The following is a 20,837-nucleotide window of genomic DNA, read 5'->3' as shown; positions in this document are numbered from 1 at the left end:
CGCGACGGCTGCCTGCCACGTGGTGGCTGGGCAGCTCAATACACCAGAGCTTCTCGGAGCAAGTCGCTCGACGCGCATGCTCGTAACGCACAACCGGCTAGCGGCTGCAGGTCACTGAGCGTTGACCGCGTTCAACTGAATAATCTGCGCCATGATTTCCTCGATGTGTCCGGTCTGCTGGTTCTATCGTCACTCCAGGCTAATCCACGTCGTCTTCAGATCGGTGTACTTGTCCAGCGCATGCAAGGACTTGTCCCGTCCCGAGCCGGACTGCTTCACGCCGCCGAACGGCACCGTCACATCGCTGTCCATATAGCAGTTGACCCATACCAGCCCCGCCTGCAGCTTGCGCGATACGCGGTGGGCGCGGGCCAGATTGGATGTCCAGAGCCCCGAGCCCAAGCCATAGGGCGAATCGTTGGCCATGCGGATGGCCTCGTCTTCCGTATCGAACCGGGTCACTGCCAGCACCGGGCCGAAGATTTCCTCGCGCACGATAGTGAGCGACTGCGTCGGGCACTCGAAGATGGTTGGCTGCATATAGAAGCCGCCGCTATCTGCATGCGCACGTTTGCCACCGGCGCGCAGGCGGGCACCTTCGTCCTCGCCGCTCTTCACGTAGGACATCACCCGCTGCAACTGCGCGCCGTCGACGATGGCGCCCATTGCAGTAGCAGGGTCCAGCGGATCGCCCGGCTGCATGCGCGCGGCATGCGCTTCCAGCTTCTCCATGAACGCATCATAGATGCCGCCTTGCACATACAGGCGGRAACCGGCGATGCAGATCTCGCCCTGGTTGCTGAAAATGCCAATGGCGGCGGCCTGCGCGGCACGGTCCAGGTCCGGACAGTCGTCAAAGACGATGTGCGGCGACTTGCCGCCGCACTCTAGCCACACGCGCTTGAGATTGGACTGCCCCGAATACTCCATGAAGCGCTTGCCGGTTGCGGTGGAACCGGTAAAGGCAATGCAATCCACATCCGGATGGCGGCCCAATGCCTGCCCGGCGGCAGCGCCAAGACCCGGGACCACATTGAAGACACCTGCCGGAATGCCGGCCTGCTCGGCAAGTTCCGCCAGCCGTAACGCGGTCAGCGGCGATTGCTCCGCCGGCTTCAGCACCACACTGTTACCTGCGGCCAACGCAGGCGCCACCTTCCAGCTGGCCATCAGCAGCGGATAGTTCCAGGGCACCACCGCCGCGACCACGCCCAACGGCTCGCGCGTGATGGTGGCCAGCACGCTCGGACCGGTAGGCGCGATCTCGTCGTATATCTTGTCGATGGCTTCGCCGTACCAGGCATAGGTGCGAGCGGCCTCGGGAATGTCGTATTGCAGCGTCTCGGCAATGGGCTTGCCCATGTCGAGCGTTTCCAGCAGCGCCAGTTCTTCGCGGTGCGCGTCGATCAGCTGCGATAGCCTGAGCAGGGCCGCCTTCCGGACGCTGCGCGGCAAGTCCGACCAGACGCCGGACCGAAACGCTTTGCGCGCGGCACGCACGGCGCGGTCGACATCCTCGGCGCCGCAGGCAGCAACCGTGGCGAGCACCTTGCCGGTAGCGGGGTTGAGGGTCTCGAAGGTGGCACCATCGGCGGCGTCAACCCAGCAGCCGTCGATATAGGCTTGCGAACGGATCGGCACCGCTTCCGCCTGCTTGCGCCAATGGGCGAGATCTCGCAGATTGTTCATCGTGGGTTCCTTGCATTCATTGGGAATCGGCAAGCTCAGGCGTTAGCCTGTGCCACCATGGCGCCGAGCAGTACATTGGCCCCGGCCTCCAGGTGCTCCGGCTTGGCGTCTTCGATCTCGTTGTGGCTGATGCCGTCCTTGCAGGGCACGAAGATCATCGCGGTGGGCGCGATGCCGGCGATGTAGACGGCGTCATGGCCGGCGCCCGTAACGATGTCCTGGTGGCTGTAGCCCCTGGCGGCCGCCTGCTCGCGCACATGGCCGATCAGTTCCTGCGCGAACGGCGTGGGCGCGAAGTACTGCACGTCTTCCACGGCCACATCGAGGGCCGCGCCGGTGGTGGTGCCTTCCGCCACGGCGGCACAGGCGGCGCGAAGCCGTGCATCCATCTCGGCAAGCCGCGCAGGATCGAGGTGGCGCAGGTCGACCGTGAACTTCACGGCCCCGGGGATGACATTGCGCGACGACGGATGCACATTGACCACGCCCACGGTACCGCGCCCGTGCGGCGCGAAGTCGTTGGCGATGCGAATCACTTCCTGCATCAGGAAGGTGGCGCCGTAGAGCGCGTCCTTGCGCAGAGGCATCGGCGTGGGGCCGGCGTGCGCCTCCATGCCGGTCACGGTGACGTCATACCAGCGCAGGCCGAGCGATCCGGTCACTACGCCGATCACCTTGTCTTCCGCTTCCAGCACGGGGCCTTGCTCGATATGCGCTTCGAAGTATGCGCCAATCTGGCGGCCGACTTCCGCATCGCCGGCGTAGCCGATCGACGCCAGTTCGTCCGCCACGCGCTTGCCGTCGGTATCGGTGGCCGACAGTGCGATCTCCAGCGGAAAGACGCCGGCGAACACGCCGGAACCCATCATTACCGGGACAAACCGGGAGCCCTCTTCATTGGTCCAGATCGCCACCTCTAGCGGCGCTTCGGTGGTGATGCCGTGGTCGTTGAGGGTGCGCATGACCTCCAGCCCCGCCAGCACGCCGTAGCACCCGTCGAACTTGCCGCCGGTGGGCTGCGTGTCGATATGGCTGCCGGTCATGACCGGAGCCAGCGCGTCGTTGCGTCCGGCGCGGCGGCCAAAGATATTGCCAACCTTGTCGACCGTCACGCTGAGGCCGGCATCGCGCATCCATCCGGTCACCAGGTCGCGACCCTGCCCGTCAAGCGCAGTGAGCGCCAGGCGCGCGTTGCCGCCCTTGGGCGTGGCGCCGATCGCCGCGAGGTCCATCAACGATTGCCACAAGCGGTCGCCATTGATTGCGAGTGCGGTCATCTCATTTCTCCTTGCACGGTCGTGGCCATTACTTGGCGTCGGATTGCCGGGCGAAGGCTTCCGAGCGGATCTGCGACAGTGTCATGCCGGGCGCAATGCCGTCGGCGTCATAGCGCAGCTCGAGCAATGCCGGCAATTGCTGGCTATTGGCGAACGCCAGCGCACGCGCGAACGCGGGACCGAACTCTTCATCGCTTGCAACGATCTCGCCATAGCCGCGATAAGCGCGAATCAGTTCGCTGAATTCCGGATTGTCGAAGCCCAGCGCCACGGTGCGGCCAGGGAACTCGCGCTCCTGGTGGGCGCGGATAGTGCCCCAGATGCCGTTGTTGAACACCAGCACGACGATCCCGACGCGATACTGCATGGCCACGCCGAGCTCCTGCAGGTTCATCTGGAAGCAACCATCGCCCGCGTAGCAGATCACGGTGCGATCGGGGTTCTCGAGCTTGGCGGCAATGGCGGCGGGCAGGCCGTAGCCCATCGATCCCACGGTCGGCGCCAGGCTGGTGCCGACGCCCTTGAAGCGGTAGTAGGCATGCGGGTACAGCGCGTAGTTGCCAGCGCCCACGGTGATGCAGGTGTCTTCTGGCACGTTGTCGCGCACGTGGCAAGCAGCGACATTGAGGTTGAGCGCGCCGGGCGCGGCCTTGGGTTCTTGCTCCGACAGATACGCCTGATGCGATTCATGGCCGGCATTGCGCGCACCGCGCGCGGCCGTTGGCGATAGCTGGCTCACCGCGGCGGCAAACGACACGACATCGGCGGCAATGGGCAGCGTCGGATGGAACACGCGGCCAAGCTCGTTGGCGTCCGGGTACACATGGATCAGGCGCTGCTTCGGCAGCGGGCTTTCCACCACCGTATACCCCTCGCTGGTTGCCTCGCCCATGCGGGTGCCTACGGCGATCAGCAGGTCACTCTCCAGTACGCGCTGGCGCAGCGAATCCGGCATCGCCCAGCCCACGTGGCCGGCGAAATTGGGATGATGGTTATCGAAGCACTCCAGGCGGCGCCACGCAACCCCGACCGGCAACGCAAAGCGCTCGGCAAACCCCTCCATCTGTCGGGCGGCTTCCGGCGTCCAGCCGGAGCCGCCGATCAACAGGAACGGCCGCTCGGCCTGCTCGACCAACTCGGCCAGCGACGCGATGGCATCCGGCGTGGGCGCGCTGTACGCACGGCGATAGCGCGGGACGTCGGCGACCCTGGCCTTGCCCCATAGTGTGTCCTCTGGCAGCGCCAGCACGACCGGGCCAGGCCGGCCGCTGGTGGCCACCGCAAACGCGCGCGCGATGAATTCGGGAATGCGATCGGTGCGATCGATCTGCGCCACCCATTTGGTCATCTCCCCGAACATGCGGCGGTAGTCGATCTCCTGGAATGCTTCGCGCTCGTAGAAGTCATTTCCGACCTGGCCAACGAACAGGATCATGGGCGTCGAATCCTGGTACGCCGTGTGCACCGCGATGCTGGCGTTCGTGGCGCCCGGGCCGCGCGTCACAAAGCAGATGCCAGGCTCGCCGGTGAGTTTGCCATGGGACTCCGCCATATAGCCTGCTCCGCTCTCCTGCCGGCAGACGATGGGCTGGATCTTGTCCTGATGGTCGTACAGCGCGTCGATGCAAGGCAGATAGCTTTCTCCCGGCACCAGAAAGACGCGCTTTACGCCCTGGATAATCAGTTGGTCAATCAGGATCTGACCGCCATTGCGCTCAGGCAGGGCCTGTGAAGTGCGAGGAGATTGGTTGCTCATGTCATTGGTTCCGTTGCTTTCCCGGCCGCCGCTGAATTAACGGCGACCGGGCTCGTTGAATTTTCTGTATGCGGCGACTTGCCGGACGACTCAGCGATCCAGGCCGCCCATGCACAGGTACTGGATTTCGAGGTAGTCCTCGATGCCGTACTTCGAGCCTTCGCGGCCAAGCCCGGACTGCTTGACGCCGCCGAACGGCCTTTTTCGCGGCTTACTGAAGCAGTGCGCCAGCCAGGATTTCAAGGCCTTCGTCCATCACTTCGTCGGAAATCGTCAACGGAAACAGGAAGCGAACGACATTGCCGTGGACGCCGCAAGACAGGAGCAGCAACCCCTTCTCCATGGCGCGGGCCTGCACCAGCTTGGAAAACTCCGGATTCGGACTGCCGTCGCGCTTCCGGAACTCCACGGCGATCATGGCGCCAATGCCACGCACTTCGCTGATCTCCGGCACGCGTGACTTCAGAGGCCCTGCACGGGTTCGAAAATGAGGGCTGCGACGCGCTTCGGGTCGATGTCGGCCTTGAACAACTGCTGCAGCGCGTTGATCGAGTCCTCGACGCTTACGCCGTGCAAGGCATACGGGTACGGCGCGTGGAACACATCTGACGGGAAGGGTCCGAAGCCGACTTTGTAAGGCACGACCTTGCCGGTCAAGGCCATGCCCATCATGGTGCGGCCGTGGAAACCGCCCGAAAAGGCAATCACGCCAGGACGGCCGGTGGCGGCGCGGGCGATCTTGATGGCGTTCTCGACGGCTTCGGCGCCCGTGGTAAAAAAGGCGGTCTTCTTGGCGAATGCGCCGGGCACGCGGGCATTGATTTTCTCGGCCAGCTCGATATAGCTGGCGTAGGGCACGATCTGGTAGGCCGTGTGGGTGAAGCGCTCCATCTGCTCCTGCATGGCCTGGATCAGGCGCGGGTGACGGTGGCCGGTGTTGAGCACCGCGATGCCCGCCGCAAAGTCGATATAGCGATTGCCCTCCACATCCCAAAGCTCCGCATTCTTGGCGCGCTCGGCGTAGAAATTGCACATCACACCGACGCCGCGGGGGGTGGCGGCATCCTTGCGGCGGACCAGGTCTGCGTTCTTCATGACATTGCTCCTTTGGTTTGGCGTTGTATCCGGGGTCTTCGACCCGTCTAGTCTTGTTAGAGGTGTTCCCGGCGTCGCATTGCATCCTGCGACCCTACCGGTAGACTGATGGCCGGACCAATTCTATGTTTTTCTTTCGGAAACGCCAAATCAATTCTGATATTTGACCCGGTGGTCCGTCCAATCAAAGGGAAATTACCCTCACATCGATGAACACGGAACAAAAATAAGTCCTATGAGTCACTTTTTATTGGGACCATATTGGCCGGACCAACGATTCGACAATCGTCGAAAACTGGAGGGACTTCCATGACACCCCTTGAATTGAGGGCCGGTTTTGGGTATTGATCAGACCATCAGTCAATTCCACCGTGGCACCCATTCCAATGTCATCCCTTCAAGCAGTTTCAGCTCAGCGCCTCTACCGGCTGATCGCAGACCAGATTGCCAGGAAAATCAGTGCCGGCGAATTTGCCCCGGGTGAGCGCCTGCCGGCCGAGCGCGAGCTCGCCGAGCAGCTCAACGTCGCGCGCTCGACGCTGCGCGAAGCGCTGATCGCCCTTGAAATCGGCGGCTATATCGAAGTGCGCGTCGGTAGCGGCGTCTTCGTGCTGGAACCCAAGGAGACCGGGGTGAACACCGCGAATGGCACCGAGCCAGCATCGGACGCCAGCACGGAAATCGACAGCCGCCTTGGAGCCGCGCTGGAAGCCAGTCCGTTTGAGTTGCTGGAAACACGCACCCTGTTCGAACCGGAGTGTGCCGCCCTGGCGGCCCAGCACGGCACGCCAGAGCAGATCGCCGCCATCGAAGAAGCGCACCGGCAGATGAATCCCGATCAATCTCCGGAAGCCGACGACTTCGCCCACGACCGGGCTTTCCACGAAGCCATCGCCGATGCCTGCGGAAATGCCGCCCTGGCATCAGTCGTCACGCATGTCTGGGATCTTTGCGAAGTCAGCCCGCTATACAAGCGCCTGGATAAGCACTTTGTGGACGCATCGGCCTGGCGCGCTGCGGTAGGTGAACACGACCGGATCGTAACCGCCATCGTGGCCCGCGACCCCATACGGGCACGCCATGCCATGGCTTTCCACCTGCTGGCAATCGTCTCCCGCCTCTCGGAAAGAGATCGAGCATATTGCCGAATAGACCTGCCGGACCCGGGGCCAGCCGGGTCATAACCCCCTACCCTTCGCACCCATCCAGGGCAAACMTGACCATCCCCCGCTCCCGCCAGCCTCCACGCGCACCACGCATGCGCATCAACTTGGTTTAAAAGAGTCCAATAAAGTACTTTTTTGGCTGGCACACAGATTGCGTGTTCGGGAAAACGGTACATCAGACGACCAAACAGGCCGGACCACCCGCCCACCAGACCTAGAGAAACTACCTATTACCCTGGTTTTTCTGGTCGTCTACGATATATTGGTCTGACCACCCGGTCGAAAACGCCTTTGCGCGCCATTCAGGAAGCCACATGAACACCGACAACGCCCCCATCATCTCGCCGGAAACCGGTCAGCCACCCCGCAATATGAAAAAGATCGCCGCCGCCAGCGTCATCGGCACGACGGTCGAGTGGTACGACCTGTTTATTTCGCCACGGCTTCGGCCCTGGTCTTTAACAAGGTCTTCTTCCCCGCCTTCGACCCGCTGACCGGAACGTTGCTGGCCTTCGGGACCTTTGCCTCGGCCTATATAGCCCGCATGGTCGGCGCCGCGCTGTTTGGGCATTTCGGCGACAAGGTGGGCCGCAAGTCCATGCTGCTGGTCTCGCTCATCATGATGGGCACGGCCACGTTCGCCATCGGCCTGCTGCCGGACTACCACTCGATCGGTATCTGGGCGCCCATTCTCCTGCTGACCCTGCGCGTCATCCAAGGCCTTGCGCTGGGGGGTGAGTGGGGCGGCGCAGTGTTGATGGCGGTGGAACATGCACCGGCCAACCGGCGCGGGCTCTATGGCTCATGGGTGCAGATCGGCGTCCCTGCCGGCACGCTAATTGCCAACCTGGCATTTCTGCTCAGCAATACGGTGATGTCCAATGAGGCCCTGTTGTCCTGGGGCTGGCGCATCCCATTCCTGGCCAGCGTATTGCTGGTCGGCGTGGGCATGTACATTCGACTGAATACCTCCGAGACGCCGTCGTTCAGCAAGGTCAAGGCCAGTGCCGCGCAAGTCAAGATTCCCCTGGCCGAAGTTCTGACCAAATCGTGGAAGCAGGTCCTGCTGGGCGGCATTGCTACCATGTCCACCGGCACGGCTTTCAACCTGATCGTCGCCTTTGGCCTCACCTACGGCACCCAGACGCTGGGTTTCTCGCGCAACCAGATGCTATCGATCGCACTGATCGCGTGCGCGCTTTGCGTGGTGCTGCTGCCTCTGTTCGGCCTGCTCTCCGACAAGATCGGCCGCAAGCCCGTGATCATTGGCGGGATACTTGCCGAGGCACTACTCGCCTTCCCGCTGTTCTGGCTGCTCGACACCAAGGTGTTTGCCTTCGCCTTGTTTGGCTACCTGCTGATGATGGCCGCTTTCGCCGCCAACTACGGTCCCATCGCGACCTTCCTGGCCGAGTTGTTCGGCACCAAGGTGCGTTACTCCGGCCTGTCGATCAGCTACATGCTGTCCGGTCTGCTGGGCAGCGCGGCCACGCCGATCATCACAACGGCGCTGCTGTCCGCCACGGGCCGCGGCTCGTCGGTGGCGTGGTACATGATCGGGTCCGCGCTGATTTCCGCCGTGGCGCTGCTACTGCTTGCCGAGACACTGAGGAAGGAGGCGTCTGCCCCGGCCTCCCCGATGGATGCCAAGACCTCGCTGTCCTGAACCGCATTGCCGGACCGATACCATGCAAATCAACCTCGACGTCGCGCTACTGAGCCGGCTTGAACGCGTAAGCTTTCCCACACTCGGGCACTTCCTTGAAGATGGCTTTGCGAGCCACGAAATCCGGGCGCTCACGCCCAATGTGAAGTTTGTTGGCCGTGCCGTCACCCTGCGCCTGGCCACACCCAATGCCATTGCCGTGAACCGCGCGCTGGCCCGCCTCGCGCCCGGCGACGTACTGGTGATCGACGCCTGCGGCGATCACGCCCACGCGCCGGTTGGCGCGGTTACCGGCACCGCCGCATTGTGCGCGGGCGCCAAAGGCATCGTGGTGGATGGCGTGACAACAGATATCCTGGAACTGCGTGCGATGGGGATACCGGTGTTCGCGCGGGGCACCAGCGCCCTCACCACGAAGCGGATCGATGAAGGCCGCAGCGCCGTCAACGAGCCGGTGATCTGTGGCGGTGTCACCGTCAATCCCGGCGACTTCGTCCTGGCGGACGACAACGGCGTGGTATTCCTGGCCTCGGATGTGGCCGCCGGCATCATTGACCAGGCACTGGCGTCCGATGAAGCCGAGCCCGCCATCCTGGCGCGCCTGCGGGCGGGTGAGGCCGCTGCTACCGTACTGTTCCAGGGCGCCTGATTGCCGCCCGATCTCAATGCAATACAGAATGCGAGATTCCTCATGAGCACCCAGCCCCAACGTGTGGCGACGCGACCGGCAGCGCTGCGGCGCAGCTGGATCTTCGTGCCGGGCCTGGACCCGGTACTTCAGCACACCGCGATGGAGAGCGGCCCCGATGTGGTGGTCGCCGACCTCGAAGAATTCACCAGCCCTGCAGACCGCCCCGCAGCGCGCGCGCGGATCGTTGCCTTGATGGCCGAATGCCGCGCGCGCGGTATCGTCGGTGCCGTGCGCATCAACAAGCTCGATGGCGATGGACGGGACGACCTGCGCAGCGTCATGCCAGGCGCGCCCGCCGCCATCTTCCTTCCCCACACGGAAACGGCGGAGCAGATCGAGTTACTTGACCAGGAAATCACCAGGTTGGAGCGCGAATTCGGCGTAGCGCCCCGGCAAACGGAGATCGTACCGACACTGGAATCCGCGCGCGGCATCGTCTGCGCCGCCGCTATCCTGTCGGCCAGCAAGCGGATCAGCGCCTGCCTGCTGGCGGCCGAGGACCTGAGCGCGGATCTGGATGCGGTACGCGCCCAGGACGGCATCGAGTTGCACCATATCCGCGCGCGCTTCCTGGTCGATTGCATTGCCGCAGGCTGCGTGCCGATCGACTGCCCGTTCAACTACCAGGATCCCACCGCGCTGTCGGCCGACCTGGCCTGGGCCCGCCGGATTGGGCTCAAGGCAAAATGCACCGTGTATCCGCATCAAATCGCCGCCATCCACGCGGCGTTCACACCGTCTGYGCAACAGGTCGTGCAAGCGCAGGATAATGTCCGCAGGTACGAGGCGGTTCGCGATGGTCGGCCCGCCGAGGGCGCGCGGGTGGACCCGCCAGACTACAACACCGCGCGCAGGCTATTGGCGCGCGACGCCAGTTTCCGGCAATGGGCGCTGGACAGCGGCGAAACGGCTTCCTCCTAGCGCCGCCGGGAGCACGGCAGGGACAAGATGCATCCCGGCGCGCCCCTTCCCACCAGCCGTTCAGGCAGACTCGCCCGCTATGGGCGTTGCCTTGCGCATGCGCCGCGCGCGCGCATGCAGCCGGCGCAATATCACGTCGAATGACTCCAGTTGCCGGTTGATCTCCGCCTGGCCCTGCTCCACCAGATAGGCCCGGAAGGCAACCGCCACGCGCGGCAGGCGTACACCCGGCAGGTTCAACACATACCAGTCGCGCTCGATGGGATTGCCTTGCAGCGGCAGAAGTCCGATCAGCCCTGCCTGGAACTCCAGTGTGCACGCGTGCAGAGATAGAAACGCTACGCCCAGGCCCGCAGACACCATCCGCTTGATGGCCGCGTTGCTGGAAAGCTCGGAACCCCGAGGCAGCCGCAGACCCGCCTCCTTGAAAAGACGCTCCACGGTGTTGCGCGTCCCCGAGCCGCGTTCGCGCACCAGCAAATTCTCCTCTACCAGATCTTGCAGGGTGAGATGGCGGCGCGACATCAGCGGATGGTCCGGTGCCGCGATAAACGCCATCGGATGCTTGGCAAAGGCGGTCGCATGAGTGCGGATATCCGTGGGTGGCCGGCCAATGATGGCGAGGTCGATCTCATGCATCGCGAGCATGCGGACGATCTCCTCGCGATTGCCGACATGAAGCTTGATCTTGACATCTGGGCTGTCCGCCGTGAATGCCACCAGCATCGATGGCAGCAGGTATTCCGCAGTCGTGATGGCACCCACCCGGAGCGTCCCCGCGAGACTGCCCTTGAGCGCCGCCACCTCCTCGGTGGCGTCGCGCCAGAGCCGCAGTATCTGCCCGGCGTAGCCGGCCATCACCTCGCCCGCAGGCGTGAGTTGCATACCCCGGCCCGCACGCTGCACCAGTGGCGCCCCGATGGCCTCCTCCAGCAACTTGAGCTGCAGCGACACCGTGGGCTGCGTGATGTGCAGCTCCTCCGCTGCCCGAGATACACCACCCAGGCGGGCAATGGCATCGATGGCGTTGAGCTGCCGAAAAGTGGTGGTTCTATTCATAGTAGAAAACCTATCAGTCGGTTTTATAAACTAATTTTTCAATATGAAGCGGCTACCTTATAGTGCTCTGACCGGAAACGCAATCGCGTCCGCGTATCGAAAAACGCAGTGCATAGGGGACGGAAGATGTCGCTTGAATTGCTAGTGCTTACCCTGGACGATGTGCTCATCCGGGCGGACGAACTAAGGTACGGTATTGATAACGCTTCGCAAAAAGGCGGCTCCGCTCACTCGCAACAAGCGACCTATCGCGACGGCTGTGGCATCCGCATCCGCGCCCAGGCAGCAGCACTCATGCATAGCGCTGAGATGGATGGTGCTCGACTGGCACTCGCGGCCCCCATCTCGTCGCGGATACTGTGTGGGCTGCTCGACGCCGCCATCGGACCGGACTGGCCCGATCGTTTCACCGTGGTCGCCACTGCCGACGCCCTATCCTCCAGAGAGACAGAAGCTGATCTCTACAGGCTGATACTGCGCACAACAGGCGTGCCGGCGCACCGCGCGTTGCTGATCTGCGCCACGCAAAGCAGCCTGCGCGCCGCCAAATCCATTGGGATGCATACCGCTGCCGTACAGCCGGAAGGCAGCGACGTGCCGCAATATGAGGGGACAACGCTTCCGAACTCCACCGGCGCGGTCTGGCCGGACTTCCACACGCTGGAGTTGATCGCGAATGGCCTGTCCCCTTCCCATAGCGCTTGCCGCGCCACAGCTGTGCCGGCAGTGAGCTAGATCGTCAGCCTGCGTGCCACGGCTTGCAAGACCCAAATTGCGGAGATTCCCATGAGAAAGATCGTTATCGTCGGCGGCGGCGCCGCAGGACTACAGGTGGCCACGCGCCTCGGCCGGCGTCTTGGCAAGCGCGGCCTAGCCGAAGTCATTCTGATCGATCGTAGTCCCACGCATCTGTGGAAGCCCTTGCTACATGAGGTGGCTGCAGGTCGCCTTGAGCCCGTTGTCCACCATACCTCCTTCGCCCTGCAGGCTGAACGTCATCGGTTTCGCTTTGTACAAGGCGAACTGCAAGCGGTAGATCGTAGCAACCGCACCATCTCCATTGCTCTCTCCGGCACGGGAGACGGCGAGAATGGCCAGGTCCAGTCCATTGCCTACGATAAACTGGTGCTCGCTGTTGGCGGTGTCACCCAGTACTTTGGCGTGCCGGGAGCAAGGGAGCACGCCTTGACGCTGGACAGCGTCAGTAGCGCGGAGGAAGTGCGTGAGCGCGTATTTACCGCCTTGCGCCGTCGTACCGCGCTGGCCGACACTCAGCAACAAGCGCAGAGCGCCAAGATGCGAGTCGCCATCGTTGGCGCTGGTGCCACCGGTGTCCAGCTTGCAGCCCAGTTGCGTAGAACATCTCGAGTACTGAATCGCTATGGCATCCACCGGCTCGACCCGGTGGCGGGCGTGGATATTTGCCTGATTGAAGCATCTCCTGCCGTTCTCCCAGGCATGGGTACACGGATCGCCGCGCGCGTCGGCGAGCAACTGGCGAGCCTGAACATCCGAGTCCAATGCAACGCCAAGGTGACGTCGGTCAGCCAGGATGGCCTGACAGTCGCAGGACAGCCGCCGATGCCGACGGATATTGTCATCTGGGCGGCGGGCGTTGCCGCGCCTGCGCTTCTCGGCACATTCCAGTTGCCGGTCAATGCGAAAGGACAAATTCGCGTTCTGCCCACATTGCAGTGTGTCGTCGACGAGCATATCTATGCGATTGGCGACTGCGCAAGCTGCAGGTTGCGGGACCTAGAGGCCGAGCTTCCTACCCGGGCGCAGGTCGCATACCAGCAAGCGCTATATCTTGCCAAAGCATTGCCACAGCACCTCGCCGGCAAATCGGCCGCGGGATTTCGTTACCGCGACCACGGCTCCCTGGTCGCCCTGGCGGGCAGCAGCACGATTGCAAAGCTAGCCGCCACGCCGGGCAAGGATGACGGCTGGCATGTCGAAGGCAGACTCGCGGCCTTGCTCCACCACGCTATCTATCGGCGGCACGTGATAAACATCCACGGCTGGCTGCGAGCCTTAGGCATGACATTGGCCCAGGGCTTGGAGCGCTTGCTTGCGGCAGGGTCGCGATTGCATTGACGCCATTGCGCAGCAGTCCAACTTTTTTGCTTTGTCCTGCGGCCTCAAGGCTTGGCACCCCTTAGGCTCGTTGTCGAATCGCGGAGGTAAGAGCCTGCCGGCAAGCATCAAACAAAGACGGACAAAGCGACCCTACGCTCCACTCCTCATCCATTGCTAGCGCAGTGCAGCGTCCCTTTGTGACGCCTGCGGCTCGTCAGACGCGCCCGCTCACGCGGTGAATGCCCCTTGGCCAATCCTGCGACACCGCCCACGCGCTCAGTGGCAACGTCTAAGCCACTTTGAGCTCTCGCACGGCAATAATACTTATTCCTCTAAGTATTTTCCCTTGGTTTCCATACTGCCTTCTTGTCATCGCCGTCTCGCCTCATTATGCTTAGTTCACTAAGCTTTTTCTCGAAAACAAGCGATATGCGCGACCGACCCTAACGGGGAGACGTCCGCCAGGAGTGCGATGCAATGATCACCAAGGAAGAAAACGAACTGCTGTGTCGAGTTGAAGGTGAGGCGCCGATGGGGCAGTTGATGCGACGACACTGGACGCCGGTCTGCCTGATCGAGGAGGTCTCGGAGCCTGACGGTGCGCCCGTGAAAGCGCGCGTCTTCGGGGAGGACTTGGTGGTATTCCGCGACAGCGATGGTCGAGTCGGCGTGATGGACGAGTACTGCCCGCACCGTCGAGCCTCTCTGGTCTACGGCCGCAACGAAGAAGGCGGATTGCGCTGCCTCTACCACGGCTGGAAGATGGACGTCGAAGGCAATGTGCTGGAGATGGTTTCGGAGCCCACCTCGAGCTGCATGGCAGAAAAGGTCAAGCATAAGGCGTATCCCACCAAGGAATGGGGTGAGATGGTCTGGGCGTATATGGGCCCGGCGGAATCGGTACCGGAATTCACGCCGCCACCATGGGCGCCGACTGAAGACGCCCGCGTGAGCATTGCCAAGGTGCTCCTGCCCTGCAACTGGGCGCAGGTGCTCGAAGGAGCGATCGATTCGGCCCACAGTTCCAGCCTGCACAGCTCCGACATAGTTCCGGCGCGGGTGAACGGCGCAAAGGCCACCGCCAACCTCTGGCTGCGCCCGTCGACCGACAAGGCGCCGCGCCTGCAGGTGCAGCGCGGCAGCTACGGGTTCCGGTATGCCGCCATCCGCCGGCCCATCCACCAGGCGCAGACCCACGACTATGTCCGCTCGACCGTGTTCGTTGCCCCTGCGACGGCACTGATTCCTCCGAACAATCTCTACAACGTCGCCAACGTCAACGTCCCGATGGATGACACGAACACGGCGTTCTACTTCATTGCCTGGGGCCATCCTGCGCAGACACCCGAGACCGAATCCTGGCGCAAGTTCCTCCGCCAGACCGTGGGCGTGGACCTGGACCCGTACTATCGGCCGCTGCGCAATACGGAAAACCGCTTCTGGCAGGATCGACAGGCCATGAAAGCTGGCAACTTCACCGGCATCTCGGGCTTTCCCAACCAGGACGTGGCAATGTGGCTGACGATGGGGCCGATTGCGGACCGAACCCATGATCGGCTCGGCGCCAGCGACCTCGCCATCGTCGAGTTCCGCAAGCAGATGCTGGATGCCGTCAAGGCCTTCCAGGCAGGCAGCGACGCGATCGGCACCGGCGCCAACGTGATTGCGCCCGACATCTGCGCGTTCCAGGCCGTCGTGCCGAAGACGGACGACTGGCGGACCTTCGATGTCTCCTATGTATGGGCGGATGGTCAGGAGCGGCCGGAGCTCGAACCCTCTTACTCGATCAGGGCATAGCTCTCGGCGCCGCCTCATTCGTCAGACCCCGCCCCCAAGGCCATCACACAATGACAAAACTACGCCTTTCCGTCGCCATGGGCGACTATGACCGTACCCGCGCCCTGCTCGATGGTCGGGTCCAGATCGACGGTGTCGATCCGGTCTACATGACGCTCAACCCGGAGGAGATGTTCTTCCGGGCGATGCGCAGCCAGGACTTCGATATCACGGAGCTTTCCTTCTCGAGCTACCTGGTCAAGCACTCGCGAGGCGACTGCCCGTACATCGCCGTCCCCGTCTTTCTCTCGCGCGCTTTCCGCCATACATCGATCTATGTTCGCAAGGACCGCATAAAGCGGCCTGAAGACTTGAAGGGCTGCCGCATCGGCATCCCCGAATACCAGCTCACCGCAATCGTATGGGCGCGAGCGCTCCTCCAGGACGAGTTCGGTGTCCGCCCGTCCGACGTCACGTGGGTGCGCGGCGGCATCGATACGCCGGGCCGCCCTGAGAAGGTCAAGCTCGAGTTGCCGGCCGACGTTCGCGTCGAGGCCGCGCCGGAAGGACGCACGATCTCGGACATGCTCGACCGCGGCGAAATCGATGGATTCATCGCCCCCCGGCCGCCTAGCGCCACGGCATTGCGCAACGAGAACATTGCCTGGTTGTTCGATGACCCTACCGCGGACGCCAAGGACTATTTCCGTCGCACGGGTGTCTTTCCGATCATGCACGTGGTTGGCGTCCGGAAGACACTGGTGCAAGCCCATCCCTGGCTTCCCGGCGCGGTGTTCAAGGCCTTCAGCCAGTCCAAGGCCCACGCACTCGCACAGCTGTCCGACACGTCGGCGACGAAGGTGACGATGCCCTTTGTCGAGGAGATGCTGAAGGCCGCTCGCGAGACACTCGGCGAGGACTACTGGTCCTATGGTGTTCAAGCGAACCGCCGGACTCTGGAAACCTTCGTGCGGCATCACCATGGTCAAGGACTGTCCGAGCGCCTGGTGCCGGTGGAAGATATCTTCCACCCGTCCACCTATGAGTCATACAGCATTTGACAAAATCGCGCGTGACTCGTGTCGAGACGCGCGCCCCTGGGAGCAAGGATGTTCGAGTACAACGAGAGCCTCGAGCAGGCGCTTCATCGCAATGTCGAGGATGCCCTGCGGGAGGACATCGAGCGCACAGACTGGACGGCTCAGTTCGTGGCGGTTGAGCTGACCAAGGACGTACGCGCCATCGACCTGTCGATGCGATTCGACGCCTGACGAGAGAGAGACTTATGACGACCATCACACAGCCCCACTCTGATACGCAGATGCTCCTGCGCATCACACGCATCCATGATGCGGCGGAGGGTATCCGCAGCTTCGAGTTCGTGCTGCCCGATGGCGCCGACCTGCCGCCCTTCACGCCGGGCTCGCATATCAAGGTGCAGGCGCCCAACGGCCTGCTGAGGAAGTACTCGCTGTGCAACGACCCCGCGGAACGTCACCGCTACATCATCACCGTGAAGCGTGACGCCAACGGGAAGGGCGGCTCCATCAGTCTTTGCGACGACGCCAGGGAAGGCGACCTGATTCCCGTTGGCGTGCCGGAGAACGCATTTCCCCTCGTCGACAATGCCAAGGCATTCATCTTCATCGCCGGTGGCATCGGCATCACGCCCATCCTGTCGATGATCCGCAGCTTTGGCGAACTGTCGACGGCCAAGTGGAAGCTCTACTATTTCACGCGCTCACCGGAGACCGCCGCGTTCCTGGATGAGTTGCAGGCACCCGAACTCCGGGGCAAGGTGAAGATCCATCATGACTTCGGGAGTCCCGACAAGGCATTCGACCTGTGGCCGGTGCTGGAGAGGCCGTGCGACACCCACATCTACTGCTGCGGCCCGCGGGGGCTGATGGACGCCGTGCGTGACATGTCGGGTCACTGGCCCGCCACGAAGATCCACTTTGAAAGCTTCAACGAAGGGGGCGAGGTGCGCGCGGACGACAAGCCGTTCGATATCGTGCTGAACAGCACTGGGCAGCGCTTCGAGGTTCCGGTGGGCATGAGTATTCTGAATGTCCTGCGCCAGCATGGCTGTGACGTGCCGTCTTCCTGCGAGAGCGGAACCTGCGGTACCTGCCGCACCACACTGGTGGCGGGCGAGGCGGACCACCGTGACATGGTCCTGATGCCGGAAGAGATGGAAAGCCAAGTGATGATCTGCGTCTCGCGGGCGAAGAGCGCCGAACTGGTGATCAAGCTATGAAACGCAAACCTGACGGAAAGGTGCGCCTGGGCGTCGTCGGACTCGGCCGCGCGTTCTCACTCATGCTGCCGACTTTCCTTGCAGACGACCGCATCGTCCTCGCCGCCGCCTGCGACCCGCGTGACACTGCGCGCCGGCAATTTGCGCGCGATTTCGGCGCCCCGGTATACGAGGACCTGTCCGAGATGGCGCTCTCGCCCGATATCGATGCCGTCTACATTGCCAGTCCACATCAGTTCCACGCCGCCCACGCATGCCTTGCCGCGGCGAATGGGAAGCACCTGCTGGTCGAGAAGCCGATGGCATTGTCGACGGCGGAGTGCGACCAGATGATCGAGGCGTGCGCCCGTGCTGGAGTGCAAATGATCGTCGGGCATTGCCACAGCTTCGATTCCCCCTATCTGCACACCCGTCGCCTCCTCGACTCGGGCCGCTTCGGCGCAGTGCGGATGATCCATGCGCTGAACTACACGGACTTTATGTACCGGCCGCGACGCCCAGAGGAACTTCAGACCGAGGCTGGCGGTGGGGTCGTCTTCAGCCAGGCGGCGCACCAGGTCGACGTGGTCCGCCTGCTCGCCGGATCCCCGGCCAGTCGGGTCAGGGCGACACTCGGGCAATGGGATCCAGCCAGACCGACGGAAGGTGCATATTCCGCCATGCTCTGGTTTGAGAACGGAAGCTATGCCTCCCTGACCTATAGCGGCTATGGCCGTTTCAATTCGGACCCCTGGAACGGCGAATTCACCGAAATGGGTTTCTCAGCCCACGACGAGGACTATGGAAAGGCGCGCCGCAGGCTGGCCGGCATCGGCTCGGCCGAGGCGGAAGCACGACTAAAGGCAGACGCCACCTACGGCGGCCCTTCGTGGACACCGCCGGCCAGCGCCCAACCCCCACTCGCCAACCAGCACTTCGGCCCTGTTATTGTCAGCTGCGAGCACGCCGACATCCGCCCCATGCCCGACGGGATCTGGGTCTATGGTGATCGGGAACGCGAACACATCCCGCTGCCAGCGCCGGCGGTGCCACGATTCGAGGTCATTGACGAATTGATTGACGCCGTCGTACACGGACGGCGCCCACGCCACGACGGGCCCTGGGCAAAGGCTACGCTCGCGGTCTGTCTCGCGATGCTGGCCTCGGCGCGCGAGGCCCGGGACATCGAGTTGCCCCATCAGGCTTGGCCGGTCTAGCAGTGCCCTATATAAAAAGAGAGGAGACAAGAAATGAGACGCCCCACAAACCATCTCACACGGCGCAGGCTGTGCCTGTGCCTGGCGGCCGCCGCATTCGCCCCAACGACGGCTCTGGCAAGCCCCGATGCCTGGCCTAACAAGGCGGTCCGGCTGATCGTTCCTTATGCGCCAGGTGGCCTGCCTGACACCGTTGCTCGTGTGCTGTCGCAGCAATTGACACAACGGCTGGGCAAGCCGTTCGTGGTCGAGAATCGTCCCGGCGCCAATGGTGTCGTGGCCGCGCAGGCGCTCAAAACGAGTCCCGCCGACGGCTATACCTTTCTGGTCACTGATGGGTCAATGATGACAATCAACCCTGTGATCTACAAAGATCTGTCCTATGAGCCCAAGCGCGATTTCGTGCCGGTGTCATTGGCGGCGAGATCTCCGCTCTTTCTAGCCGTCAATGCCAGTGTGCCGGCGAACTCGCTCCAATCCTTTATTGCGCTCGCAAAGTCGAAGCCGGGGCAACTCAATTACGGCTCTTCCGGCATAGGGAGCACCCATCAACTATCGATGGAAGCGCTGAAAGCCGCACTCAAGCTCGATATCAAGCACATCCCCTTCCGCGGCTCCGGCCAATCCGTCCCGGCGCTGATCGGGGACCAGGTGCAGGTGGTCTTCGCCGCGTTGCCATCGCTATCGGGCTTCGTGAAGTCCGGCCAGGTCAAGATCCTCGGCACCAACTCGCTGCAGCGATCCAAGCTTGCGCCGCAAATTCCGGCCATCTCGGAAGTGGTGCCCGGGTACGACTATGCCGTGACAGTCGGCGTGCTCGCGGCCGCGGGAACGCCTAATGCCGTGGTGAAGCAGATGTCAGATGCCATCGCGAATGCCGTCAAAATGCCCGAAGTCATATCGCAGTTGCACATCGCAGGCATAGAGCCGGTGGGTGGGTCGAGCGCGGACTACACGAAGGCGCTCGGCGACGAGACAGCGCGCTATGTCGAAGCCATCAAGGTGGCCCAGGTAGTTGCGGAGTAGAGTTCTCCACTCGGTACGGATATCGAAAATGCAATCGCAGGTCCCCGCAGTTCGAACTCCTGCGGGAGAACGATGAAATTCACGGCGCGCAATACCGAGCATATGGCACAACGGTAGAGTTGGTCGCCTCGGGTCTTGAGCGGGGACGCATCGGCGTCTCCGCCATCCGGCCGCGCTATCACGTATGACCAGTAGATCCCGCGCCCAGCATCGACGCACGTCGGGAACGTGCTGAGGCTCTGCCTACGGTGACGTAGTCATCCGCATTGCGGCTTTTGCTGGACAAATCTCCACGTGCCGTTGAATGTCCAAGCTGGTTATCCCTGGCATGATGTTAATATTAGAATCATAAGTAAATCCTGCCGGCGATACCCTCATCCGCACGCTGCGCCATACCGGCCCCCGGCGTGCGGCCTATGCCAGAGCCGGATTTGCGATAATCCGCTCTTCCTCTCGAAGAGCCGTCCGGACCTTTCCATGCCGAGAAACACCAGAGAGACGGAAATTGCCAGTCGCATGCTGCGGCACTGGCACGAAGGAGTGCCCAACGACCGGATGGCGCATCTCGTCAAGGACGCGACGCGGGGATTTCTGCGAGCGCTACAGACGAGGCTTGCCCGCCACGATGTGCAATTGGGGCACTGGACCTTCCTGCGCATCCTATGGGAGCGAGACGGCCTCACGAAGCGCGAGCTCAGCATAGAGGCCGGCGTGATGGAACCCACCACGGTCGTCGCGCTCAAGACCATGGAGAAACTGGGTTACGTCAGCCTCGAACAGCGACCCGACAACCGCAAGAATATCTACGTTTTCCTGACACCTCTGGGCAAGAAATTGAAGAAGCTACTTGTTCCGCTTGCCGAAGAAGTCAACGCATTGGCCCTGAATGGCATTCCAGAAAAGGAAGTGGAAACGACTCGCCGCGCGCTGCTTGTGATGATCGACAATCTCGGTGCCGATGCCCACATAGAGTAGCTGCTATCCAAAACGTGCACAAATGTGCGCGTCCGGTTCCTGCCCCGAACCTCCTGACTGGCCAGGCTCGTATCTGACAGGCTTAACTTTCCCGACAGCCTCGGGTAGTGAAATCATTTGTTCAAGGTTGACGCTCGCGTTAAAGTCTCTGTCATGGCGCGTGTCACAGCTTACGCAAGTCCACTCTCGATCCCTTAACGTCAAA

20 protein-coding genes and 1 pseudogene are annotated in these 20,837 nt (G+C 62.6%); 14 read left to right on the top strand and 7 right to left on the bottom strand.

The annotated features are described in order from the left end of the window. Positions 1–189 precede the first annotated feature (189 nt). From AC1DO7_RS31120 to AC1DO7_RS31100, 5 genes and pseudogenes are all read right to left on the bottom strand, one after another. On the bottom strand, positions 190–1,689 hold the full coding sequence (locus AC1DO7_RS31120; protein ID WP_477116961.1) for an aldehyde dehydrogenase: 1,500 nt from the start codon (positions 1,687–1,689) through the stop codon (positions 190–192). Between the two features lie 35 nt (positions 1,690–1,724). Continuing rightward, a complete protein-coding gene (locus tag AC1DO7_RS31115; RefSeq protein WP_441623296.1) occupies positions 1,725–2,966 on the bottom strand; it encodes a Zn-dependent hydrolase in 1,242 nt (413 codons plus the stop codon). 28 nt (positions 2,967–2,994) lie between these two features. Continuing rightward, positions 2,995–4,722, bottom strand: a complete 1,728-nt coding sequence (locus AC1DO7_RS31110) for a thiamine pyrophosphate-binding protein (protein ID WP_441623298.1) — start codon at positions 4,720–4,722, stop codon at positions 2,995–2,997. 90 nt (positions 4,723–4,812) lie between these two features. Next, positions 4,813–4,965: an aldehyde dehydrogenase family protein gene (locus AC1DO7_RS31105; RefSeq protein ID WP_441623300.1), complete on the bottom strand. Its 153-nt coding sequence runs from the start codon at positions 4,963–4,965 to the stop codon at positions 4,813–4,815. Next, a pseudogene (locus tag AC1DO7_RS31100) lies at positions 4,934–5,817 on the bottom strand (aminotransferase class III-fold pyridoxal phosphate-dependent enzyme). The gene AC1DO7_RS31105 and the pseudogene AC1DO7_RS31100 overlap by 32 nt, the downstream one beginning before the upstream one ends. A gap of 386 nt (positions 5,818–6,203) precedes the next feature. Between AC1DO7_RS31100 and AC1DO7_RS31095 the strand changes: the two are divergent. From AC1DO7_RS31095 to AC1DO7_RS31075, 5 genes are all read left to right on the top strand, one after another. Further along, the gene (locus AC1DO7_RS31095) at positions 6,204–7,001 is read left to right on the top strand and encodes a FadR/GntR family transcriptional regulator (RefSeq protein ID WP_441623303.1); all 798 of its coding nucleotides are present in this window, start codon (positions 6,204–6,206) and stop codon (positions 6,999–7,001) included. Positions 7,002–7,297: 296 nt separating this feature from the next. Continuing rightward, entirely contained in the window at positions 7,298–7,477 is a 180-nt protein-coding gene (locus AC1DO7_RS31090) for a hypothetical protein (RefSeq protein WP_441623305.1), read from the top strand. After that, positions 7,399–8,649 (top strand): MFS transporter, encoded by a 1,251-nt coding sequence (locus tag AC1DO7_RS31085; protein WP_441623307.1) that lies wholly within the window; start codon positions 7,399–7,401, stop codon positions 8,647–8,649. Before AC1DO7_RS31090 ends, AC1DO7_RS31085 begins: the two co-directional genes overlap by 79 nt. Positions 8,650–8,671: 22 nt before the next feature. Then, positions 8,672–9,298, top strand: a complete 627-nt coding sequence (locus AC1DO7_RS31080; RefSeq protein ID WP_441623309.1) for an RraA family protein — start codon at positions 8,672–8,674, stop codon at positions 9,296–9,298. 42 nt (positions 9,299–9,340) lie between these two features. Further along, the gene (locus AC1DO7_RS31075; protein WP_477116960.1) at positions 9,341–10,261 is read left to right on the top strand and encodes an HpcH/HpaI aldolase/citrate lyase family protein; all 921 of its coding nucleotides are present in this window, start codon (positions 9,341–9,343) and stop codon (positions 10,259–10,261) included. Between the two features lie 60 nt (positions 10,262–10,321). Here the strand turns inward: AC1DO7_RS31075 and AC1DO7_RS31070 are convergent, their stop codons facing one another. After that, positions 10,322–11,320, bottom strand: a complete 999-nt coding sequence (locus tag AC1DO7_RS31070; RefSeq protein ID WP_441623313.1) for a LysR family transcriptional regulator — start codon at positions 11,318–11,320, stop codon at positions 10,322–10,324. 126 nt (positions 11,321–11,446) lie between these two features. Between AC1DO7_RS31070 and AC1DO7_RS31065 the strand changes: the two genes are divergently transcribed. The 9 genes from AC1DO7_RS31065 to AC1DO7_RS31025 all read left to right on the top strand — a co-directional run bounded on the left by AC1DO7_RS31065 (position 11,447) and on the right by AC1DO7_RS31025 (position 20,632). Further along, complete coding sequence (locus AC1DO7_RS31065) at positions 11,447–12,055, top strand: HAD family hydrolase (protein ID WP_441623315.1); 609 nt, start codon at positions 11,447–11,449, stop codon at positions 12,053–12,055. Between the two features lie 51 nt (positions 12,056–12,106). After that, a complete protein-coding gene (locus AC1DO7_RS31060) occupies positions 12,107–13,417 on the top strand; it encodes an NAD(P)/FAD-dependent oxidoreductase (protein ID WP_441623317.1) in 1,311 nt (436 codons plus the stop codon). A gap of 459 nt (positions 13,418–13,876) precedes the next feature. Next, complete coding sequence (locus AC1DO7_RS31055) at positions 13,877–15,196, top strand: Rieske 2Fe-2S domain-containing protein (protein ID WP_441623319.1); 1,320 nt, start codon at positions 13,877–13,879, stop codon at positions 15,194–15,196. 50 nt (positions 15,197–15,246) lie between these two features. Beyond that, a complete protein-coding gene (locus tag AC1DO7_RS31050; RefSeq protein ID WP_441643602.1) occupies positions 15,247–16,236 on the top strand; it encodes an ABC transporter substrate-binding protein in 990 nt (329 codons plus the stop codon). A gap of 48 nt (positions 16,237–16,284) precedes the next feature. Next, positions 16,285–16,446, top strand: a complete 162-nt coding sequence (locus AC1DO7_RS31045) for a hypothetical protein (RefSeq protein ID WP_441623323.1) — start codon at positions 16,285–16,287, stop codon at positions 16,444–16,446. Between the two features lie 14 nt (positions 16,447–16,460). Further along, positions 16,461–17,435 carry a PDR/VanB family oxidoreductase gene (locus AC1DO7_RS31040; protein WP_441623325.1) on the top strand — a complete coding sequence of 325 codons (975 nt, stop codon included), beginning with the start codon at positions 16,461–16,463 and terminating at the stop codon, positions 17,433–17,435. Beyond that, entirely contained in the window at positions 17,432–18,631 is a 1,200-nt protein-coding gene (locus tag AC1DO7_RS31035) for a Gfo/Idh/MocA family protein (protein ID WP_441623327.1), read from the top strand. The genes AC1DO7_RS31040 and AC1DO7_RS31035 overlap by 4 nt, the downstream gene beginning before the upstream one ends. Positions 18,632–18,664: 33 nt before the next feature. Beyond that, positions 18,665–19,657, top strand: a complete 993-nt coding sequence (locus tag AC1DO7_RS31030) for a Bug family tripartite tricarboxylate transporter substrate binding protein (RefSeq protein ID WP_441643604.1) — start codon at positions 18,665–18,667, stop codon at positions 19,655–19,657. Positions 19,658–20,134: 477 nt separating this feature from the next. After that, entirely contained in the window at positions 20,135–20,632 is a 498-nt protein-coding gene (locus AC1DO7_RS31025) for a MarR family winged helix-turn-helix transcriptional regulator (RefSeq protein WP_441623330.1), read from the top strand. A 3-nt stretch (positions 20,633–20,635) separates the two neighbouring features. Here the strand turns inward: AC1DO7_RS31025 and AC1DO7_RS31020 are convergent, their stop codons facing one another. Next, the gene (locus tag AC1DO7_RS31020; protein WP_477116959.1) at positions 20,636–20,836 is read right to left on the bottom strand and encodes a zinc ribbon domain-containing protein; all 201 of its coding nucleotides are present in this window, start codon (positions 20,834–20,836) and stop codon (positions 20,636–20,638) included. Between the last annotated feature and the right edge of the window lies 1 nt (position 20,837).

It is taken from the genome of Cupriavidus sp. 05N40 (genome assembly GCF_056397305.1).
The sequence above is the reverse complement of the archived record's forward strand: the minus strand, read 5'-3'. Positions and strand labels throughout refer to the sequence as shown.